General features: G+C 65.3%; 16 protein-coding genes. 8 read left to right on the top strand and 8 right to left on the bottom strand.

Features of this window, described 5'->3' with window-relative positions; genetic code table 11:
- Positions 1 to 57: 57 nt before the first annotated feature.
- From AC5P7S_RS04110 to ykgO, 7 genes are all read right to left on the bottom strand, one after another.
- Positions 58 to 903 carry a phytanoyl-CoA dioxygenase family protein gene (locus AC5P7S_RS04110; protein WP_005416223.1) on the bottom strand — a complete coding sequence of 282 codons (846 nt, stop codon included), beginning with the start codon at positions 901 to 903 and terminating at the stop codon, positions 58 to 60.
- Positions 904 to 952: 49 nt separating this feature from the next.
- On the bottom strand, positions 953 to 2,173 hold the full coding sequence (locus AC5P7S_RS04105; RefSeq protein ID WP_095377732.1) for a TraB/GumN family protein: 1,221 nt from the start codon (positions 2,171 to 2,173) through the stop codon (positions 953 to 955).
- 4 nt (positions 2,174 to 2,177) lie between these two features.
- A complete protein-coding gene (locus AC5P7S_RS04100) occupies positions 2,178 to 2,708 on the bottom strand; it encodes a GNAT family N-acetyltransferase (RefSeq protein ID WP_005416225.1) in 531 nt (176 codons plus the stop codon).
- A 14-nt stretch (positions 2,709 to 2,722) separates the two neighbouring features.
- Positions 2,723 to 3,610 carry a carbon-nitrogen hydrolase gene (locus tag AC5P7S_RS04095; protein WP_005416226.1) on the bottom strand — a complete coding sequence of 296 codons (888 nt, stop codon included), beginning with the start codon at positions 3,608 to 3,610 and terminating at the stop codon, positions 2,723 to 2,725.
- 162 nt (positions 3,611 to 3,772) lie between these two features.
- Positions 3,773 to 4,810, bottom strand: coding sequence for an agmatine deiminase family protein (locus AC5P7S_RS04090; RefSeq protein WP_095377731.1), 1,038 nt, complete (start codon positions 4,808 to 4,810; stop codon positions 3,773 to 3,775).
- Between the two features lie 39 nt (positions 4,811 to 4,849).
- Entirely contained in the window at positions 4,850 to 5,149 is a 300-nt protein-coding gene (locus AC5P7S_RS04085; RefSeq protein ID WP_227837998.1) for a hypothetical protein, read from the bottom strand.
- Between the two features lie 175 nt (positions 5,150 to 5,324).
- Positions 5,325 to 5,450 carry a type B 50S ribosomal protein L36 gene (gene ykgO, locus AC5P7S_RS04080; protein ID WP_005409283.1) on the bottom strand — a complete coding sequence of 42 codons (126 nt, stop codon included), beginning with the start codon at positions 5,448 to 5,450 and terminating at the stop codon, positions 5,325 to 5,327.
- A gap of 197 nt (positions 5,451 to 5,647) precedes the next feature.
- Between ykgO and cmk the strand changes: the two genes are divergently transcribed.
- The 8 genes from cmk to galU all read left to right on the top strand — a co-directional run bounded on the left by cmk (position 5,648) and on the right by galU (position 13,934).
- Positions 5,648 to 6,325, top strand: coding sequence for a (d)CMP kinase (gene cmk, locus AC5P7S_RS04075; RefSeq protein ID WP_049411481.1), 678 nt, complete (start codon positions 5,648 to 5,650; stop codon positions 6,323 to 6,325).
- A 198-nt stretch (positions 6,326 to 6,523) separates the two neighbouring features.
- The gene (gene rpsA, locus AC5P7S_RS04070; protein WP_005416230.1) at positions 6,524 to 8,209 is read left to right on the top strand and encodes a 30S ribosomal protein S1; all 1,686 of its coding nucleotides are present in this window, start codon (positions 6,524 to 6,526) and stop codon (positions 8,207 to 8,209) included.
- Positions 8,210 to 8,296: 87 nt separating this feature from the next.
- Entirely contained in the window at positions 8,297 to 8,602 is a 306-nt protein-coding gene (locus tag AC5P7S_RS04065; RefSeq protein ID WP_005409286.1) for an integration host factor subunit beta, read from the top strand.
- Between the two features lie 77 nt (positions 8,603 to 8,679).
- Entirely contained in the window at positions 8,680 to 8,964 is a 285-nt protein-coding gene (locus AC5P7S_RS04060; protein WP_005416231.1) for a lipopolysaccharide assembly protein LapA domain-containing protein, read from the top strand.
- A 6-nt stretch (positions 8,965 to 8,970) separates the two neighbouring features.
- On the top strand, positions 8,971 to 10,149 hold the full coding sequence (gene lapB, locus AC5P7S_RS04055) for a lipopolysaccharide assembly protein LapB (RefSeq protein WP_005416232.1): 1,179 nt from the start codon (positions 8,971 to 8,973) through the stop codon (positions 10,147 to 10,149).
- A gap of 3 nt (positions 10,150 to 10,152) precedes the next feature.
- Positions 10,153 to 11,142 (top strand): MraY family glycosyltransferase, encoded by a 990-nt coding sequence (locus AC5P7S_RS04050; protein WP_095377730.1) that lies wholly within the window; start codon positions 10,153 to 10,155, stop codon positions 11,140 to 11,142.
- A gap of 3 nt (positions 11,143 to 11,145) precedes the next feature.
- Positions 11,146 to 13,059, top strand: coding sequence for a polysaccharide biosynthesis protein (locus AC5P7S_RS04045; protein WP_032954120.1), 1,914 nt, complete (start codon positions 11,146 to 11,148; stop codon positions 13,057 to 13,059).
- A complete protein-coding gene (gene galU, locus AC5P7S_RS04040; protein ID WP_032954121.1) occupies positions 13,056 to 13,934 on the top strand; it encodes a UTP--glucose-1-phosphate uridylyltransferase GalU in 879 nt (292 codons plus the stop codon). Before AC5P7S_RS04045 ends, galU begins: the two co-directional genes overlap by 4 nt.
- Before the next feature lie 389 nt (positions 13,935 to 14,323).
- Here galU and AC5P7S_RS04035 read toward each other — a convergent pair whose 3' ends face one another.
- Complete coding sequence (locus AC5P7S_RS04035) at positions 14,324 to 15,532, bottom strand: acetyl-CoA C-acyltransferase (RefSeq protein ID WP_005416236.1); 1,209 nt, start codon at positions 15,530 to 15,532, stop codon at positions 14,324 to 14,326.
- Between the last annotated feature and the right edge of the window lie 21 nt (positions 15,533 to 15,553).

The raw sequence follows: 15,553 nt of genomic DNA, 5'->3' as shown, positions 1-15,553 counted from the left end.
TGTGGTGTGGGGGAGGCCGGTCGTAGTGGGGCGGCCTCCCCCTTTTTTCGGCTTGGGTCAGGCCTTGCGCAGGAACCAGGTCCGGCGCGTGTACTCGTGACCGAAATCCACCTGCCCGAACCGTGCGATCTCACGCTGGCCACGCCGGTAATAGCGCCACGGTGCTTTGGACAGCGGAGGAGTTTGCCCGTAGAAAACATCCATGTGGCCCACCGGCATCGACTTCGGCGTTACGTGCATGACCACGCTGCGACGCGTTCCGGCAGAGGGATGTGGCGCGCCGCCGTGGAACAGCTGCGGGTGCCAGACGATCACATCGCCAGGCTGCACGTGCACCGACTGCGGCTTCAGGCCAGCGTCTTCGCATTGACGCGCCACCGCATCCTGATAGGCGGTCCAGCCTTCCGGCGACATGGCGCTGATCGGGCCGTCGCCGAAGACAGTGCGTCGCAGCGCCTGCACGTCAATCGGCGGCAACAGGTGGCTGCCCGGAACCACGCGAAGGGGGCCATTGCTTTCATCAACCGCATCCAGTGCGGTCCACACTCCCATGTAGCGCTCGCCCGGAGAGGTGCAGAACACTGGCGTATCGCGATGCAAAGACTGTTCCGATCCGCGCTCGTAGTAGAGGCTGGTGTAGAGCGTGGTCGGTTCGCCGAGGAACCGGTCGCAGACGTCGATGGCCGGGTTGTCAGTGAGCAGGCGGGTCATCGCATCCACAGCCAGGTGCAGGTTGACGACCCGATACATGCGCTTGTGTTCGTCCAGGTTGCGCGACACCGCCTTTGGATTGCGCTGCTTGAAGCGCGCGATGCGCGCGTTGATGTCCTGGACCAGCGCGGGTGCGATGGCCTGGCGCACCACCACGAAACCATCGCGCATCAGCGCATCGTATGCATCCATTGGAGTGTTCCTTCCTAAAACGCTGAGTATAGGCACGAGCGCTGGGACGTCATCCCGCCACCTTTCCCCACACCTTGAACGTGGTCAGCCACAGGCCAAGCATGCTGCCGATGTTGGTCAGCATGAAGGTCAGCACCACGCGGGTAACGCGATTGCGGTACCAGCCCTTCAGGCTCTGCGCATCGTCGCGCAGCTTCAGGAAGTCCTCGTAGGCTGGCTTGCGCACACGCGCTTCCACCAGTGCCGAGAAGGCGCCGGTTGGGATGCTCAGGCGGAACGGCTTGAACGGGGCTACCGCGATCGCGGTGAGGATGCTCAGCGGGTGACCACCGGCCAGCAGGCAGCCCAGGCCGGCCAGGCCGCCGGTATACATCGCCCAGGTTGCCAGCAGCTCGGTGCCTACGCCCAGGCCGCCGCGGTAGAAGCCTACGCCGATGCCGGTCGCCACGATCGCCAGGATGCCCAGCGTGAACCACGGGATGTTGCGCTTCTTCGGCACCGCCTCCAGCTCGGCGCGCAGCGGCGCCGCTGCCTCGGTGTCGGTTTCCAGGTGGCGTGCCAGACCCGCCAGGTGGCCGGCTCCGACCACTGCCAGCACTTCGCGCTGGCGCGGGTCGTGTTCTTCGCGCAGGCGGGTGGCCATGTAGCGGTCGCGCTCGCCGATGATGGTTTCGTACAGCGCCGGGCTCTCGCTGGCGAACTCACCGAAGCTCGATTCAAGCATGTCGCCCTGCTTGAGCTTCTCGATCTCGTTCTCGCCCACTTCCTCGGACGAGAACAGGCCGGCGCCGAGGCCGGCAACCAGCTTCAGCTTGCCGAAGAAGCCCAGCCGTTGCGACGCGCGGCGGAAGGTCAGGCCAACCTCGCGGTCGATCAGGTGCACCGGCAGGTTGCGTTCGCGGGCGAGTTCCACCGCACGTTTCAGCTCGGCGCCGGGCTCGATGTCGAGTTGCTCGGCCAGGCGGCGCTGATAGGCGGACAGAGCGAGGTTGGCGGCGAACAGGGCGACGCGGCCCTTGCGGATCACCTCGACCAGGTCGAGCTTGGCGAGCGTGTCAGGGTCGCTCAGCGCCTGCAGGCGCTGCGGGTCCAGCTCGACGGCAACGGCATCGAAGCGGCCGCTGTCGATGGCTTTTTCAACGGCCTCCACGCTGGCGCGGGAGACGTGGGCGGTGCCCAGCAGGGTGTAGCGCACGCCGTCGCGTTCGACGACGCGCACCGGCTGGCCGGCGAACAGGTCGTCGCCGGTCTCGGGAAGGGTTTCGGTCATGGGTTCATTCATTGGAGGGTGCGGTGTCGGCGCCATCGCCGAGCGCGCGCTGCATCTGTACGGTGTCCAGCCAGCGGCCATGCTTGCGGCCGAGGCCACGGAACACGCCCACCAGCTCGAAGCCGAAGCGTTCGTGCAGCTTGATCGAGGCGGTGTTGGTCGGTTCGCCGATCACCGCCACCATCTGCCGGTAGCCACGTGCCACGCAGGCGTCGATCAAGGCCTGCAGCAGGCCGGTGCCGACACCCTTGCCCTGGAACGCGGCATCGACGTAGACCGAGTTCTCCACGGTCCACTGGTAGGCAATGCGGGTGCGATAGGTGTTGGCATAGGCATAGCCAGCCACCTGGCCGTCGATCTCGGCGACCAGGTAGGGGAAGCCACGATCAATGATGTCGCGCATGCGGCGCAGCATCTCGGTCGCGTCCGGGATGTCGTACTCGTAGGTGTTGACGAAGTCAGTCACTTCCACCGCATAGATCGCGGTGATCGCGTCGATGTCGGCCGGGCCGGCATCACGGATGAGGACGGCCATGCGCGGGCTCCGGCTCAGTCGATGTAGCGCTTGAGCAGGTCGCCGTATGCATCGATGCGGCGATCACGCAGGAACGGCCAGATGCGGCGCACATGCTCGCTGCGCTGCAGGTCGACGTCGCACAGCAGCACGGTGGCCTCGGTGCCGGCCTCGGCCAGGAACTCGCCCTGCGGGCCGAGCACGTGGCTGTTGCCCCAGAACTGGATGCCCGACGCGCCCAGCGGCGACGCCTCGTGGCCGACGCGGTTGCAGCTCAGCACCGGCAGGCCGTTGGCCACGGCGTGGCCACGGTGGCTCAGCACCCAGGCGTCGCGCTGGCGGGTCTTCTCGTCCTGCACGTCGTCCGGGTCCCAGCCGATCGCGGTCGGGTACAGCAGCAGCTCGGCACCGGCCAGCGCCATCAGGCGCGCCGCTTCCGGGTACCACTGGTCCCAGCACACCAGCACGCCAAGGCGACCCACCGAAGTATCGATCGGCTTGAAGCCGATGTCGCCCGGGGTGAAGTAGAACTTCTCGTAGAAGCCCGGGTCGTCCGGGATGTGCATCTTGCGGTACTTGCCGAGCAGGCTGCCGTCCTTCTCGAACACCACGGCGGTGTTGTGGTACAGGCCGGCAGCGCGGCGCTCGAACAGCGAGCCGACCAGCACCACGCCATGCTTCTTCGCCAGTGCGCCCAGGCGCTCGGTGCTCGGGCCCGGAATGGATTCGGCCAGGTCGAATTCGTCCACCGATTCGTGCTGGCAGAAATACGGGCCGTTGTGCAGTTCCTGCAGCAGCACCAGCTTGGCACCCTGCGCAGCCGCCTCGGCCACGCGTGCTTCGATCACCGCCAGGTTGGCGGCGGCATCACCGTGGTTGCGCTCCTGGATCAGGGCGACGGTAAGGGGGCTGCGCGAGTTCATGCGGGGCGTTCCTGCGGGGGAAAACCTGCATGTTAGCGCGGATGGGCGGCGACGGCGTGTTGCGCGCTGAATGGGTGATGGTAGTGCCGGCCGCTGGCCGGCATCCCCATCAATCCGTCAGGCATTGCCTGGTTGCCGGCCAGCGGCCGGCACTCCCTTTTCTCAGACCTTCAACAACCCGGCCGGCAGCTGCATGGTGATGCAGTGCAGGCTGCCGTTCTGCCAGATCAGCGAGCGGCAAGGCACCTGCACGATCTCGCGACCCGGATGCGCCTGGGCCAGCACATCACGGGCCAGGTCGTCGGCCGGGTCGCCATAGGCCGGCATCAGCACCGCGCCGTTGACGATCAGGTAGTTGGCGTACGACGCAGCAAGACGGCGGCCTTCGTCGATCACCGGCCGCGCCCACGGCAGCGGGAACAGGCGATACGGCTGGCCGTCCTTGGTGCGCAGCGCGGCCAGCTCGTTGCCCATCGCCTGCAGCTCGGCGTAGTGCGAATCGCTCTCGTCGTCGCAGGCCTGATAGACGATGCTGTCAGCGGAGGCGAAGCGGGCGAGGGTATCGATGTGGGCGTCGGTGTCGTCGCCTTCCAGGTAGCCGTGGTCCAGCCACAGCACGCGGTCCTGCTGCAGCCAGTCGGCCAGGTCGGCGCTCAGGCTGGCGCGGTCGCGGTCCGGGTGGCGTTCGTGCAGGCACTTCCAGGTGGTCAGCAGGGTGCCTTCGCCGTCGGTCTCGATGCCACCGCCTTCCAACGCGAACGGAATGCTGCGTACCGGGGCGTCGTTGAACACGCCAGCCTGGTCGAGCACACCCACCAGCTGGTCATCCAGGGTGGCGTCGAACTTGCCGCCCCAGCCAGTGAAGCGGAAGTCCAGCAGCTGGAAACCGCCGTCGGCGCGGCGCAGGGTGATCGGGCCGGAGTCGCGCAGCCAGGTATCGTCGTAGGCGGCCGTGGTGAAGTGGACCTTGTCCATGTTGATGCGGTTGGAGCGCAGCCGCATTTCGGCATAGGTCTCCACATCGTCGTCGGCCACGCAGATCAGCACCGGCTGGAAGCGGGTGATGGCCGCGACCAGGGCGATGTAGGTCTCTTCCACCTGGCCCAGGCGGTCGGCCCAGTCGGTGTCGGCGGTGGGCCAGGCAATCAGGACGCCGCTCTGGGCTTCCCACTCGGCAGGAAAACGAAGGGTCTGGTTCATGGTCTCGCTACACAGGCCCGCCCAGGGCGGGTAAAGGGATCAACGGATCGGTGGTTTCGGGCCGATTTCGTTCGGGTCCGCCTGGTTGGCCACCACGTCGATCACCTTCTGCTTCTCGAAGTAGACGGTGAACTGCGGGTACACCCAGCGGTTGATGGTCGGCCATTGCCGCTTCTGCCCGCCACGCGGCTGCAGTTGTTCGCTGGGCGCGCCGAACTGCGCCTGCACCTGCTGCATGCTCTGGCCGCGCACGGGCAGGGCACCGGCCGGCTTCTCGCGGGCACGGTCGACAAGCAGGGTATCGGCCAGTGCCGGTGTGGCGGCGGCCAGGGTGGCCATCACGGCCAGGGCGGACAGGTAACGCTTCATCTCGATCTACTCCCCAGTGGTCAAGAAAGGCGATTACAGCAAAAACGGCAGGAAAAAGCCGCATAAACAAAAAACCGCCCGAAGGCGGTTTCTTGCATCGGGTCGGCCCCGCGTAGGGCCAGCCGCAGCAGGAAGGCTGTGAGGCTTAGCGCTGACGCGCCTTGAAACGCGGGTTCGACTTGCAGATGACGAAGATCTTGCCACGACGACGCACGACCTTGCAGTCACGGTGACGGGCCTTCGCCGACTTCAGGGAGGACAGGACTTTCATGGCATACCTCGGCGTAAACAGTAGTTGTTCGGGTGGAGCGTGGCCGCGATATGCGAAAGACAATCGGCAGTTGACGCTCGTTCAAGCCCGCCATTCTACCGGGCTTTTCCTCATGGTTTCAAGTGGTTGCACAAAAGATCCCGCTGGGGGCGTCTGGCAGGGGCTAGAATGGCCTCTTCACACGCTCTGGGACCCCCATGAATCCACTCGCTCCCGTCCTGACCATCGACGGCCCATCCGGGGCCGGCAAGGGTACCATCAGCCGCATCATCGCGCGCAGGATGGGCTGGCATTACCTGGATTCGGGCGCGCTGTACCGGGCGGTGGGCGTGGCCGCAAGCTGGGCCGACATCGACACCTCCGACGCCTCCGCGCTGGTCCGCTGCACCTTTGACACCCACGTTCAGTTTGTCGAGCAGGGCGATGCCATGCGGGTCATGGTCAACGGCACCGATGCCACCGACGAGCTGCGCCTGGAGACCACCGGGGCGCTGGCCTCGGCCATTGCCGCCATCCCGGAGGTCCGGGCCGCCCTGAAGGAGCGCCAGCGCGCATTCAGGGAGCTGCCGGGCCTGGTCGCCGACGGCCGCGACATGGGCACGGTGATCTTTCCGGACGCCCCCTACAAGGTCTTCCTGACCGCCAGTGCCGAGGAGCGCGCAGAGCGCCGGCATAAGCAGTTGAAAGACAAGGGGGTTTCTGTTAACTTTGATGACCTCCTGCGCGAGATCATGGCCCGCGACGCCCGTGATGCTCAGCGTACCGTGGCGCCCCTGAAGCCGGCAGACGATGCTGTCCTCATCGACACCACAGGCATCGGCATCGATGATGTCGTTGCCCGAGTGATGGATCTGCTTCCGGTTCCGGCTGCCTGATCCGTTCGCGCGGGAGCACTGCCAGTCGCATCGGCAGTGGTCGCGCAAAGCAGTGCTGTACCCGCTCCGTCGCGCAATGATGCGTGGCGGTTTTCCTACTACACACGACCTGCGTTTCCGGGGTCGACCAACAGGCGGGCGGTCGCCATTCCCCTGAAGGGGACGCCACCGACCCATGTGTCCAACAGAGTAAATCTAATGACCGAATCATTTGCCGAACTGTTTGAAGCCAGCCAGGCCAACCTGGCCAAGCTGAAGCCGGGCGCCATCGTCAGCGGTACCGTTGTTGAAGTCCGCGGCGACGTCGTGGTGATCAACGCTGGCCTGAAGTCCGAAGGCATCGTGCCGATCGAACAGTTCCGTAACGACGCTGGCGAAATCGACGTCGCCGAAGGCGATATCGTCAAGGTCGCCCTCGACTCGATCGAGAACGGCTTCGGCGAAACCGTCCTGTCGCGCGAGAAGGCCAAGCGCGCGATGGTGTGGGACGAGCTGGAAGAAGCGTTGGAAAAGAACGAAACCATCACCGGCCGCATCAGCGGCAAGGTCAAGGGTGGTTTCACCGTGGACATCAAGGATGTCCGCGCCTTCCTGCCGGGTTCCCTGGTCGATGTGCGCCCGGTGCGCGATCCGGCCTACCTGGAAGGCAAGGAACTCGAGTTCAAGCTCATCAAGCTGGACCGCAAGCGTAACAACGTCGTGGTCTCGCGCCGCGCTGTCGTCGAAAGCGAGCACTCGGAAGAGCGCGAGCAGCTGATGGACAAGCTGCAGGAAGGCGCGATCCTGAAGGGTGTCGTCAAGAACCTGACCGATTACGGCGCGTTCGTGGACCTGGGTGGTATCGACGGCCTGCTGCACATCACCGACATGGCGTGGAAGCGCGTGCGTCACCCGTCGGAAGTCGTGAACGTCGGCGACGAGCTGGACGTCCGCGTGCTGAAGTTCGACCGCGAGCGCAACCGCGTTTCGCTGGGCCTGAAGCAGCTGGGCGAGGATCCGTGGGACAACATCGGCCGTCGTTACCCGGCCAACAGCCGCGTCTTCGGCAAGGTCTCCAACGTCACCGATTACGGTGCGTTCGTTGAGATCGAGCCGGGCGTCGAAGGCCTGGTGCACGTCTCCGAGATGGATTGGACCAACAAGAACGTCAACCCGTCCAAGGTTGTCCAGGTGGGTGATGAAGTCGAAGTGATGGTGCTGGACGTCGATGAAGAGCGTCGCCGCATCTCGCTGGGCATGAAGCAGGTTGCCGCCAATCCGTGGGAAACCTTCGCTGCCACCCACAAGAAGGGTGACAAGGTGTCGGGCCAGATCAAGTCGATCACCGACTTCGGCATCTTCATCGGCCTGGACGGCGGCATCGACGGCCTGGTCCACCTGTCCGACATCAGCTGGAACACCACCGGCGAAGACGTCGTTCGCAACTTCAAGAAGGGCGATACCCTGGACGCCGTCGTCCTGGCCGTCGATCCGGAGCGCGAGCGCATCTCCCTGGGCGTGAAGCAGCTGGAGCAGGATCCGTTCGGCCAGTACATGGCTGCCAATCCGAAGGGTTCCAAGGTCGAAGGCGTGGTGAAGGAAGTCGACGCCAAGGGCGCGATCATCGAGCTGGCTGACGGCATCGAAGGTTACGTCTCGGCCCGCGACATCGCCAACGAGCGCGTTGACGACGCCACCCAGCACCTGAAGGTCGGCGACAAGGTCGAAGCCAAGTTCGTGGGCATGGACCGCAAGGGCCGTACCCTGCAGCTGTCGATCAAGGCCAAGGACGACGCTGAAATGCGCGAAGTGCTGGAGGAATACCAGTCCTCTTCGGCTTCCAGCGGCACCACCCAGCTGGGCGCGCTGCTGCGTGCACAGCTGAACGGCAACAAGTCCGAGTAATCGGCTTTAGGCTGTTCGTTGTTTCCTGGACGGCCCGGGCATTGCCCGGGCCGTTTCAGGCTGAGATGCCCCTGATGTGAGCCGGTAATGACCAAATCCGAACTGATCGAAATCCTTGCGCGCCGCCAGGCGCACCTGAAGGCCGATGATGTCGATCTGGCGGTGAAGTCGTTGCTGGAAATGATGGGCGGATCGCTGTCCGCCGGGGATCGCATCGAAATCCGTGGATTTGGCAGCTTCTCGCTGCACTATCGTCCGCCGCGCCTGGGTCGCAACCCGAAGACCGGCGAATCGGTTGCCCTGCCGGGCAAGCATGTCCCCCATTTCAAGCCGGGCAAGGAACTGCGCGAGCGGGTCAGCAGTGTGCTGCCGCTGGACGCCGATCCGGCCTGAGCCTGCCGTCGCGCCACCGCGTGCGAATCCAGCCGCGAGTCGGATAAGCTACGGACTCCTGCCACTGGAGCTGTCGCATGAAGGTTTTTCGTCTGCTGGTCCTGCTGGCGGTGCTGATCCTTGGATTGATCATCGGTGCGGTCAACATGACCGCAATGTCGATCAACCTGCTGTTTACCCAACTGCACACTTCGGTGGGCGTGGCCCTGATTGCCGCGCTGCTGGTCGGTGTCGTGGTCGGTGCCGGGCTGGTGCTGGTGAGCGTGGTCATTCCGCTCTACGGCCAGCTGCGTCGCGCCAACAAGTCCGCTGCTGCTTCGCCGGCACCGGTTGCTTCCCCCCAATCTTTTGATGGACGTTGATCGAAGATGGATTTCGTCACCGAGTGGTTCTGGTTCTTCCTGTTCGTACCGCTGGCCGCACTGGCCGGGTGGGTGATCGGGCGGCGTGGTGGCCAACGCCACGGTGACAGCCAGGTCAGCCGCCTGTCGAGCACCTATTTCCGTGGCCTGAACTACCTGCTCAACGAGCAGCCGGACAAGGCCATCGAGCTGTTCCTGCACATCGCCGAGCTGGACAAGGAAACCTTCGAGACCCAGGTCGCGCTGGGCCATCTGTTCCGCCGTCGTGGCGAAGTCGACCGCGCCATCCGCCTGCACCAGGGCCTGGTCAATCGCCATGACCTGAGTGACGCACAGCGCGTGCAGGCCCTGCTGGCCCTGGGCGAGGACTACATGAAGTCCGGCCTGCTGGATCGTGCCGAGACCGTGTTCACCGAGCTGGCCCAGCTGGATCAGCGCGCACCGCAGGCGCTCAAGCACCTGATCGGCATCTACCAGGCCGAGCGCGATTGGGAAAAGGCCATCGACAACGCCACCCGGTTCGAGGATGTCACCGGCGAGCCGATGGGCAAGCTGATCGGGCAGTTCGAGTGCGAACTGGCCGAGCGATTCCGTGGCGCCGGCAAGCTGGAAGAGGCGAGGGCAGCGATCGCCCGTGCCTACCAGGCCGATGCGATGTCGGTGCGCGCCGGCATCATCGAGGGCCGGTTGGAAACCGACGCGGGCAATCCTGAGGCCGCCGTGCGCGCCTTCGAGCGCGCCGCGCGCAACGACCCCGAATACCTGCCGGAACTGCTGCCGGCGTTGATGCAGAACTATCGCAAGGTGGGCGATCTGGCAGGTGCGCGCGCGTTCCTGTCGGAGATGACAGAGCATTACCGTGGCATTGCCCCGGTGCTGGCGCTGACCCGGTTGATGGAAGAGCAGGAAGGCGTGGCCCCGGCGCGTGCCTACCTCGGCCGCCAGCTGAAGGATCGCCCGTCGGTGCGTGGCGAGTCCGCGCTGATCGACCTCACCCTGGCCGAGGGCGCCGATTCCACAGCCACCCTGCATGACCTCAAGCACATCACTGACCAGTTGCTGGTGCGCAACCCGGCCTATCGCTGCACCCGCTGCGGCTTCGGGGCGCGTACCCACCACTGGCAGTGTCCGAGCTGCAAGGAGTGGGGGACGGTCAAGCCGCTGCTGAACTACGCGGTGCTCTGATCCATGCCCTGGCTTGTGATGGGCGCGCTGCTGGCGCTCGCCCTGCTGAGTGCGGTGCTGACCTGGGCGGCACGCGGCTATGCGCTGCGTCAGCAGTTGATGGACCAGCCCGGCGAACGCCGCAGCCATAGCGTCGCTACGCCGCGCGGTGGCGGCATCGCCATCGTCATCAGCCTGCTGGTGACTGCAGCCGTGGCCATCTGGGCCTGGCCCGAGAGCACGCCGACAGTACTGGTGGCCAGCCTTGGGCTGGTGCTGGTGGCCGGTATCGGCTGGTGGGACGACCACAAGCCCCTGCCAGCGATGCGTCGCCTGCTGGTGCATTTCATCGCCGCGACGCTGCTGGCCGGCCTGGTGAAGGTGAATGGCGGCAGCTGGCTGTTGGCGGCGCTGGTGCTGCTGTTCACCGCCTCACTGATCAACATCTGGAATTTCATGGACGGCATCAACGGCATTGCCGCCAGCCAGGCCGTCGTGGCGATGCTGGGGCTGGCGCCGGTGCTGCCGTGGCCGTACTCGCTGGCTGCCGTGGCCCTGGGCCTGGCCTGCCTTGGATTCCTGCCGTTCAACTTCCCTCGGGCCCGGATCTTCATGGGCGATGTCGGAAGTGGAGCGCTGGGGTATGCGGTCGCAGCGGTGCTGGCACTCGCCAGCGTGCGTACCGATATCAACTGGATCCTGCTGCTGGTCCCGGTTTCGCCGTTTCTCGTGGACGCGGGCTTCACACTGCTGGCGCGCATCATTTCAGGACAACGCTGGATGGAACCCCACACCCAGCACGTCTACCAGCGCGCGGTGCAGGCAGGAGCCAGTCACCCCCAGGTGACAGGGATGTACTTTGCTTTGGGCCTGTTCAGTATTACAGTGTTCAATGTCTGCTCCAAATTGCAGCCGAGGTGGGAGGCTGCCGTGGCGATCGCGTGGTTCACCGCGCTGAGCGTCCTCTGGCTCCTCCTGCGCAATGGAATGCGCTACCGACAAGGAAATACCTGACTTATGGCTTCACCCTGGCGGGACAGAATCCTCGGCCTGATGCCGCGTTCGGCCATCGTCTGCCACGACCTTTTCATGGTCTGGGCATGCTGGCAGTTGCTCCATGCAGGGCGTTACTCGATCCTGCCCAACGCTCCGGCGCTGCCCCTGTGGAACGTCGATACCACCCTGGTCCTGCTGCTTCAGGGCCTGGTGTTCTGGCGCGTGGGCCTGTATCGCGGGCTGTGGCGGTTCGCCAGCGTCAGCGACCTGCTGAACATCTTCAAGGCCAGCTTCATCGGCATGGTCGCCATCGTCCTGGTGCTGATGTGGAAGCGCTTCGACGGCGTGCCGATGTCGGTGCTGGTGATCTACCCGTTCGCGCTGTCGGCCCTGCTGGGCGCACCGCGCCTGCTGTACCGGGCCTGGAAGGACTATCAGGCACTGCAGTCCGATTCCAGCGCCCGCCGCGTGCTGATCCTCGGCGCCGGCCAGGCGGCGGAAACACTGGTGCGCGACCTGCGTCGTTCCGGCAACTTCGAGCCGGTCGGCCTGCTCGACGATGCACCGCACCTGCGGGGTGCCAAGCTGCAGGGCCTGCCGATCCTCGGCACCCTGGATGACGCCCCGACAGTGGTCCGCGAGACCGCTGCCAAGCTGCTGGTCATTGCCATGCCGTCATTGGACGCCGCAGGCATGCAGCGCGTTGTCGCGATCTGCGAAAGCACCGGCGTTCCGTTCCGTACCGTGCCCAAGCTCAGCGACATCCTGCAGGGCCAGTCGCTGCCGGGCCAGCTGAAGGAAGTGGCGATCGAGGATCTGCTGGGCCGCAAGCCGATCATGCCGGACTGGAACCTGATCCGCGGCTGGTTGGGTGGGCGCACTGTGATGGTCACCGGCGCCGGTGGTTCGATCGGCTCGGAGCTTTGTCGCCAGTGCGCGCGGCACGGTGCAGGTCGCATCATCCTGCTGGAGATCAGCGAGCTGCTGCTGCTGACCATCGAGGGCGAGCTGCGGCGCAGCTTCCCCGATGTCGAGATCGAGGCGGTGCTGGGCGACTGCGGTGACCCGGCGGTGATTCGCCATGCGTTGTCGCTGCACCCGGTCGATACCGCTTTCCATGCGGCCGCCTACAAGCACGTGCCGGTGCTGGAGCGCCAGCTGCGCGAAGCGGTGCGCAACAACATCCTGGCGACCGAGAACGTCGCCCGCGCGTGCCTGGAAGCCCGCGTGGAGCATTTCGTGTTCATTTCCACGGACAAGGCGGTCGACCCGGTCAATGCGCTGGGTGCGAGCAAGCGCTACGCCGAGATGATCTGCCAGAGCCTGGACCAGAAGTCCACGCACACCCGTTTCGTCACGGTGCGTTTCGGCAACGTGCTGGCGTCGGCCGGCAGCGTGGTGCCGCTGTTCCGCGAGCAGATCCTGCGCGGTGGTCCGGTCACGGTCACGGACCCGGAAGTCAGCCGTTACTTCATGACCATCCCCGAGGCCTGCCAGCTGATCCTGCAGGCGGCCGCGTCGGCGTCGCATGGTGCGATCTACACTCTGGACATGGGCGAGCCGGTGCCGATCCGCGTGCTGGCCGAACAGATGATCCGTTTGACCGGCAAGCAGCCGTACAAGGACATCCAGATCATCTATACCGGCCTGCGCCCGGGCGAGAAGCTGCACGAGACGCTGTTCTATTCGGACGAAGACTACCGTTCGACCGCGCACCCGAAGATTCTCGAGGCCGGCGTGCGTACGTTCTCGCGCGACCTGGTGCTGGGCAACGTTCCGCGCCTGCGTGAGGCGATTGCCAGCTACGACACTGCCAGCATCCAGGAAATCCTGTTTGCGACGATGCCGGAATTCTCGCCAATCGAACAGGATGCTTACATTTCATCCGCTAAAGTCGTGCCCTTTCCGGCACGTGAGGCGAACAGGCACCAATGAGCAAGCGAATTCGCAAGGCAGTTTTCCCGGTGGCAGGACTGGGAACGCGTTTTTTGCCAGCAACCAAGACTGTGCCGAAGGAGATGCTGCCGATCATTGATCGGCCGCTGATCCAGTACGCCGTTGATGAAGCCATCGAAGCCGGCTGCGACACGCTGGTGTTCATCACCAACCGCTACAAGCACGCGGTTGCCGATTATTTCGACAAGGCCTACGAGCTGGAGCAGAAGCTCGAGCGCGCCGGCAAGCAGGAGCAGCTGGAGCTGATCCGGCATGTGCTGCCCAACGGCGTGCGCGCGATCTTCGTGACCCAGGCCGAGGCGCTGGGCCTGGGGCACGCAGTGCTGTGTGCCAAGGCTGTGATCGGTGACGAGCCGTTCGCGGTGCTGCTGCCCGACGATCTGATCTGGAATCGCGGTGCCGGTGCGCTGAAGCAGATGGCCGACCTCAATGAGGCCAGCGGTGCCAGCGTGATCGCGGTCGAAGACGTGCCGCACGAAAAGACCGCCAGCTACGGCATCGTCGCCACTGAGGCGTTCGATGGCCGCAAGGGCCGCATTTCGCAGATCGTCGAGAAGCCGAAGCCGGAGGACGCGCCGAGTGACCTGGCGGTGGTCGGCCGCTACGTGCTGAGCCCGAAGATCTTCGAACTGCTGGAACAGACCCAGACCGGTGCCGGCGGCGAGATCCAGCTGACCGATGCGATTGCCGAGCTGCTGAAGACCGAAGAAGTCGATGCCTATCGTTTCGAGGGCACCCGCTTCGACTGCGGTACGCACCTGGGTCTGGTGGAGGCGACGATCCGCTTCGCGCTGGACAACCCGAAGCTGGCCGGCCCGGCGCGGGAGAAGCTGGCGGCGATGCTGGCGGAATAAGGGGTTTATCAAGCGCTCCGTCAGCGCTTTGATTGATACATGGGGGAGGGGGCCATCCGCCCCCTCTCGACAGTTTCCTGCGGGCGCGGACGGGAAGGGCGGAATCAAAGGCAGAAGCAAAGCAAAAAGGCAGCCACTGGCTGCCTTTTTTGCTTGTTGGGGTCAGATCCCTTTGCGCAGCAAAGGGATCTGACCCCGGCCTTTGACCCTGCCTTTGCTCATCCCTCCGCCGCGGGGAGGCTGGAAGGGCCGGGTTGGCAGGGCTGCCCGGGACCGTTGGCGCCATGGATGGCGCCATCGAGCCCCCATGGAAGGGTTCACGGCGTGTCCCGGGCAGCCCTGCCAACCCGACCCACGCCATGAAGCCCATCGAGGCAACGCCTTGAACCTTACAGCGCCTCGAAAATACCCGCCGCGCCCATGCCGGTGCCGATGCACATCGTCACCATGCCGTACTTCTGCTGGCGACGACGCAGGCCGTGCAGCAGGGTGGCGGTACGGATCGCGCCGGTCGCGCCCAGCGGATGGCCCAGGGCGATCGCGCCGCCCAGCGGGTTGACCTTGCTCGGGTCCAGGCCGCAATCGCGGATCACTGCCAGCGACTGCGCGGCGAAGGCTTCGTTCAGTTCAATCCAGTCCAGCTGGTCCTGGGTCAGGCCGGCCTGCTTCAGGGCCTTCGGGATCGCGGCGATCGGGCCGATGCCCATCACTTCCGGGCGCACGCCGGCCACCGAGAAGCTGACGAAACGCGCCAGCGGGGTCAGGCCGTAATCCTTGATCGCCTGCTCCGAGGCCAGCAGCACGGCACCGGCGCCATCGCTCATCTGCGACGAGTTGCCGGCGGTGACGGTGCCGCCGAACTGGCCGTTGCGGAATACCGGGCGCAGCTTGGCCAGGCCTTCAGCGGAGGAGTCCGGGCGCGGGCCTTCGTCGGTGTCGGCCACCTTGTTGCGGGTGATGATGCGCTGGCCGTCGGCCAGGTCCGGCAGGTGCGAGACGATCTCGTACGGGCTGATTTCGTCCTTGAACTCGCCGTTCTGGATCGCGGCCATGGCCTTCTGGTGCGAGGCCAGGGCGAACGCGTCCTGGTCTTCGCGCGAGACCTTCCACTCTTCGGCCACCTTCTCGGCGGTGATGCCCATGCCGTAGGCGATGGCGACGTGGTCGTTGTCGAACACGCTCGGTGCCATGGCGATCTTGTTGCCCATCATCGGCACCATCGACATCGACTCGGTACCGCCGGCCAGCATCAGGTCGGCGTTGCCCAGGCGGATCGCATCGGCGGCCTGCGCCACGGCCTGCAGGCCGGAGGAGCAGAAGCGGTTCACGGTCTGCGCGGCGATGGTGTTCGGCAGGCCGGCCAGCAGCACGCCGATGCGCGCCACGTTCATGCCCTGCTCGGCTTCCGGCATGGCGCAGCCGATGATGGCGTCATCGATGCGGTTGACGTCCACGCCCGGGGCCTGGGCGACGACGCTGCGCAGCACGTGCGCAAGCATGTCGTCGGGGCGGGTGTTGCGGAACATGCCCTTGGGCGCCTTGCCAACCGGGGTACGGGTGGCGGCGACGATGTAGGCGTCCTGGATTTGCTTGGTCATTGCAATGATCTCTTGAATAGG

This window comes from Stenotrophomonas sp. YJH_SMC_32, from assembly GCF_059369975.1.
Note: the sequence above shows the minus strand (reverse complement) of the source record. Positions and strands in the feature narration are given on the sequence as shown.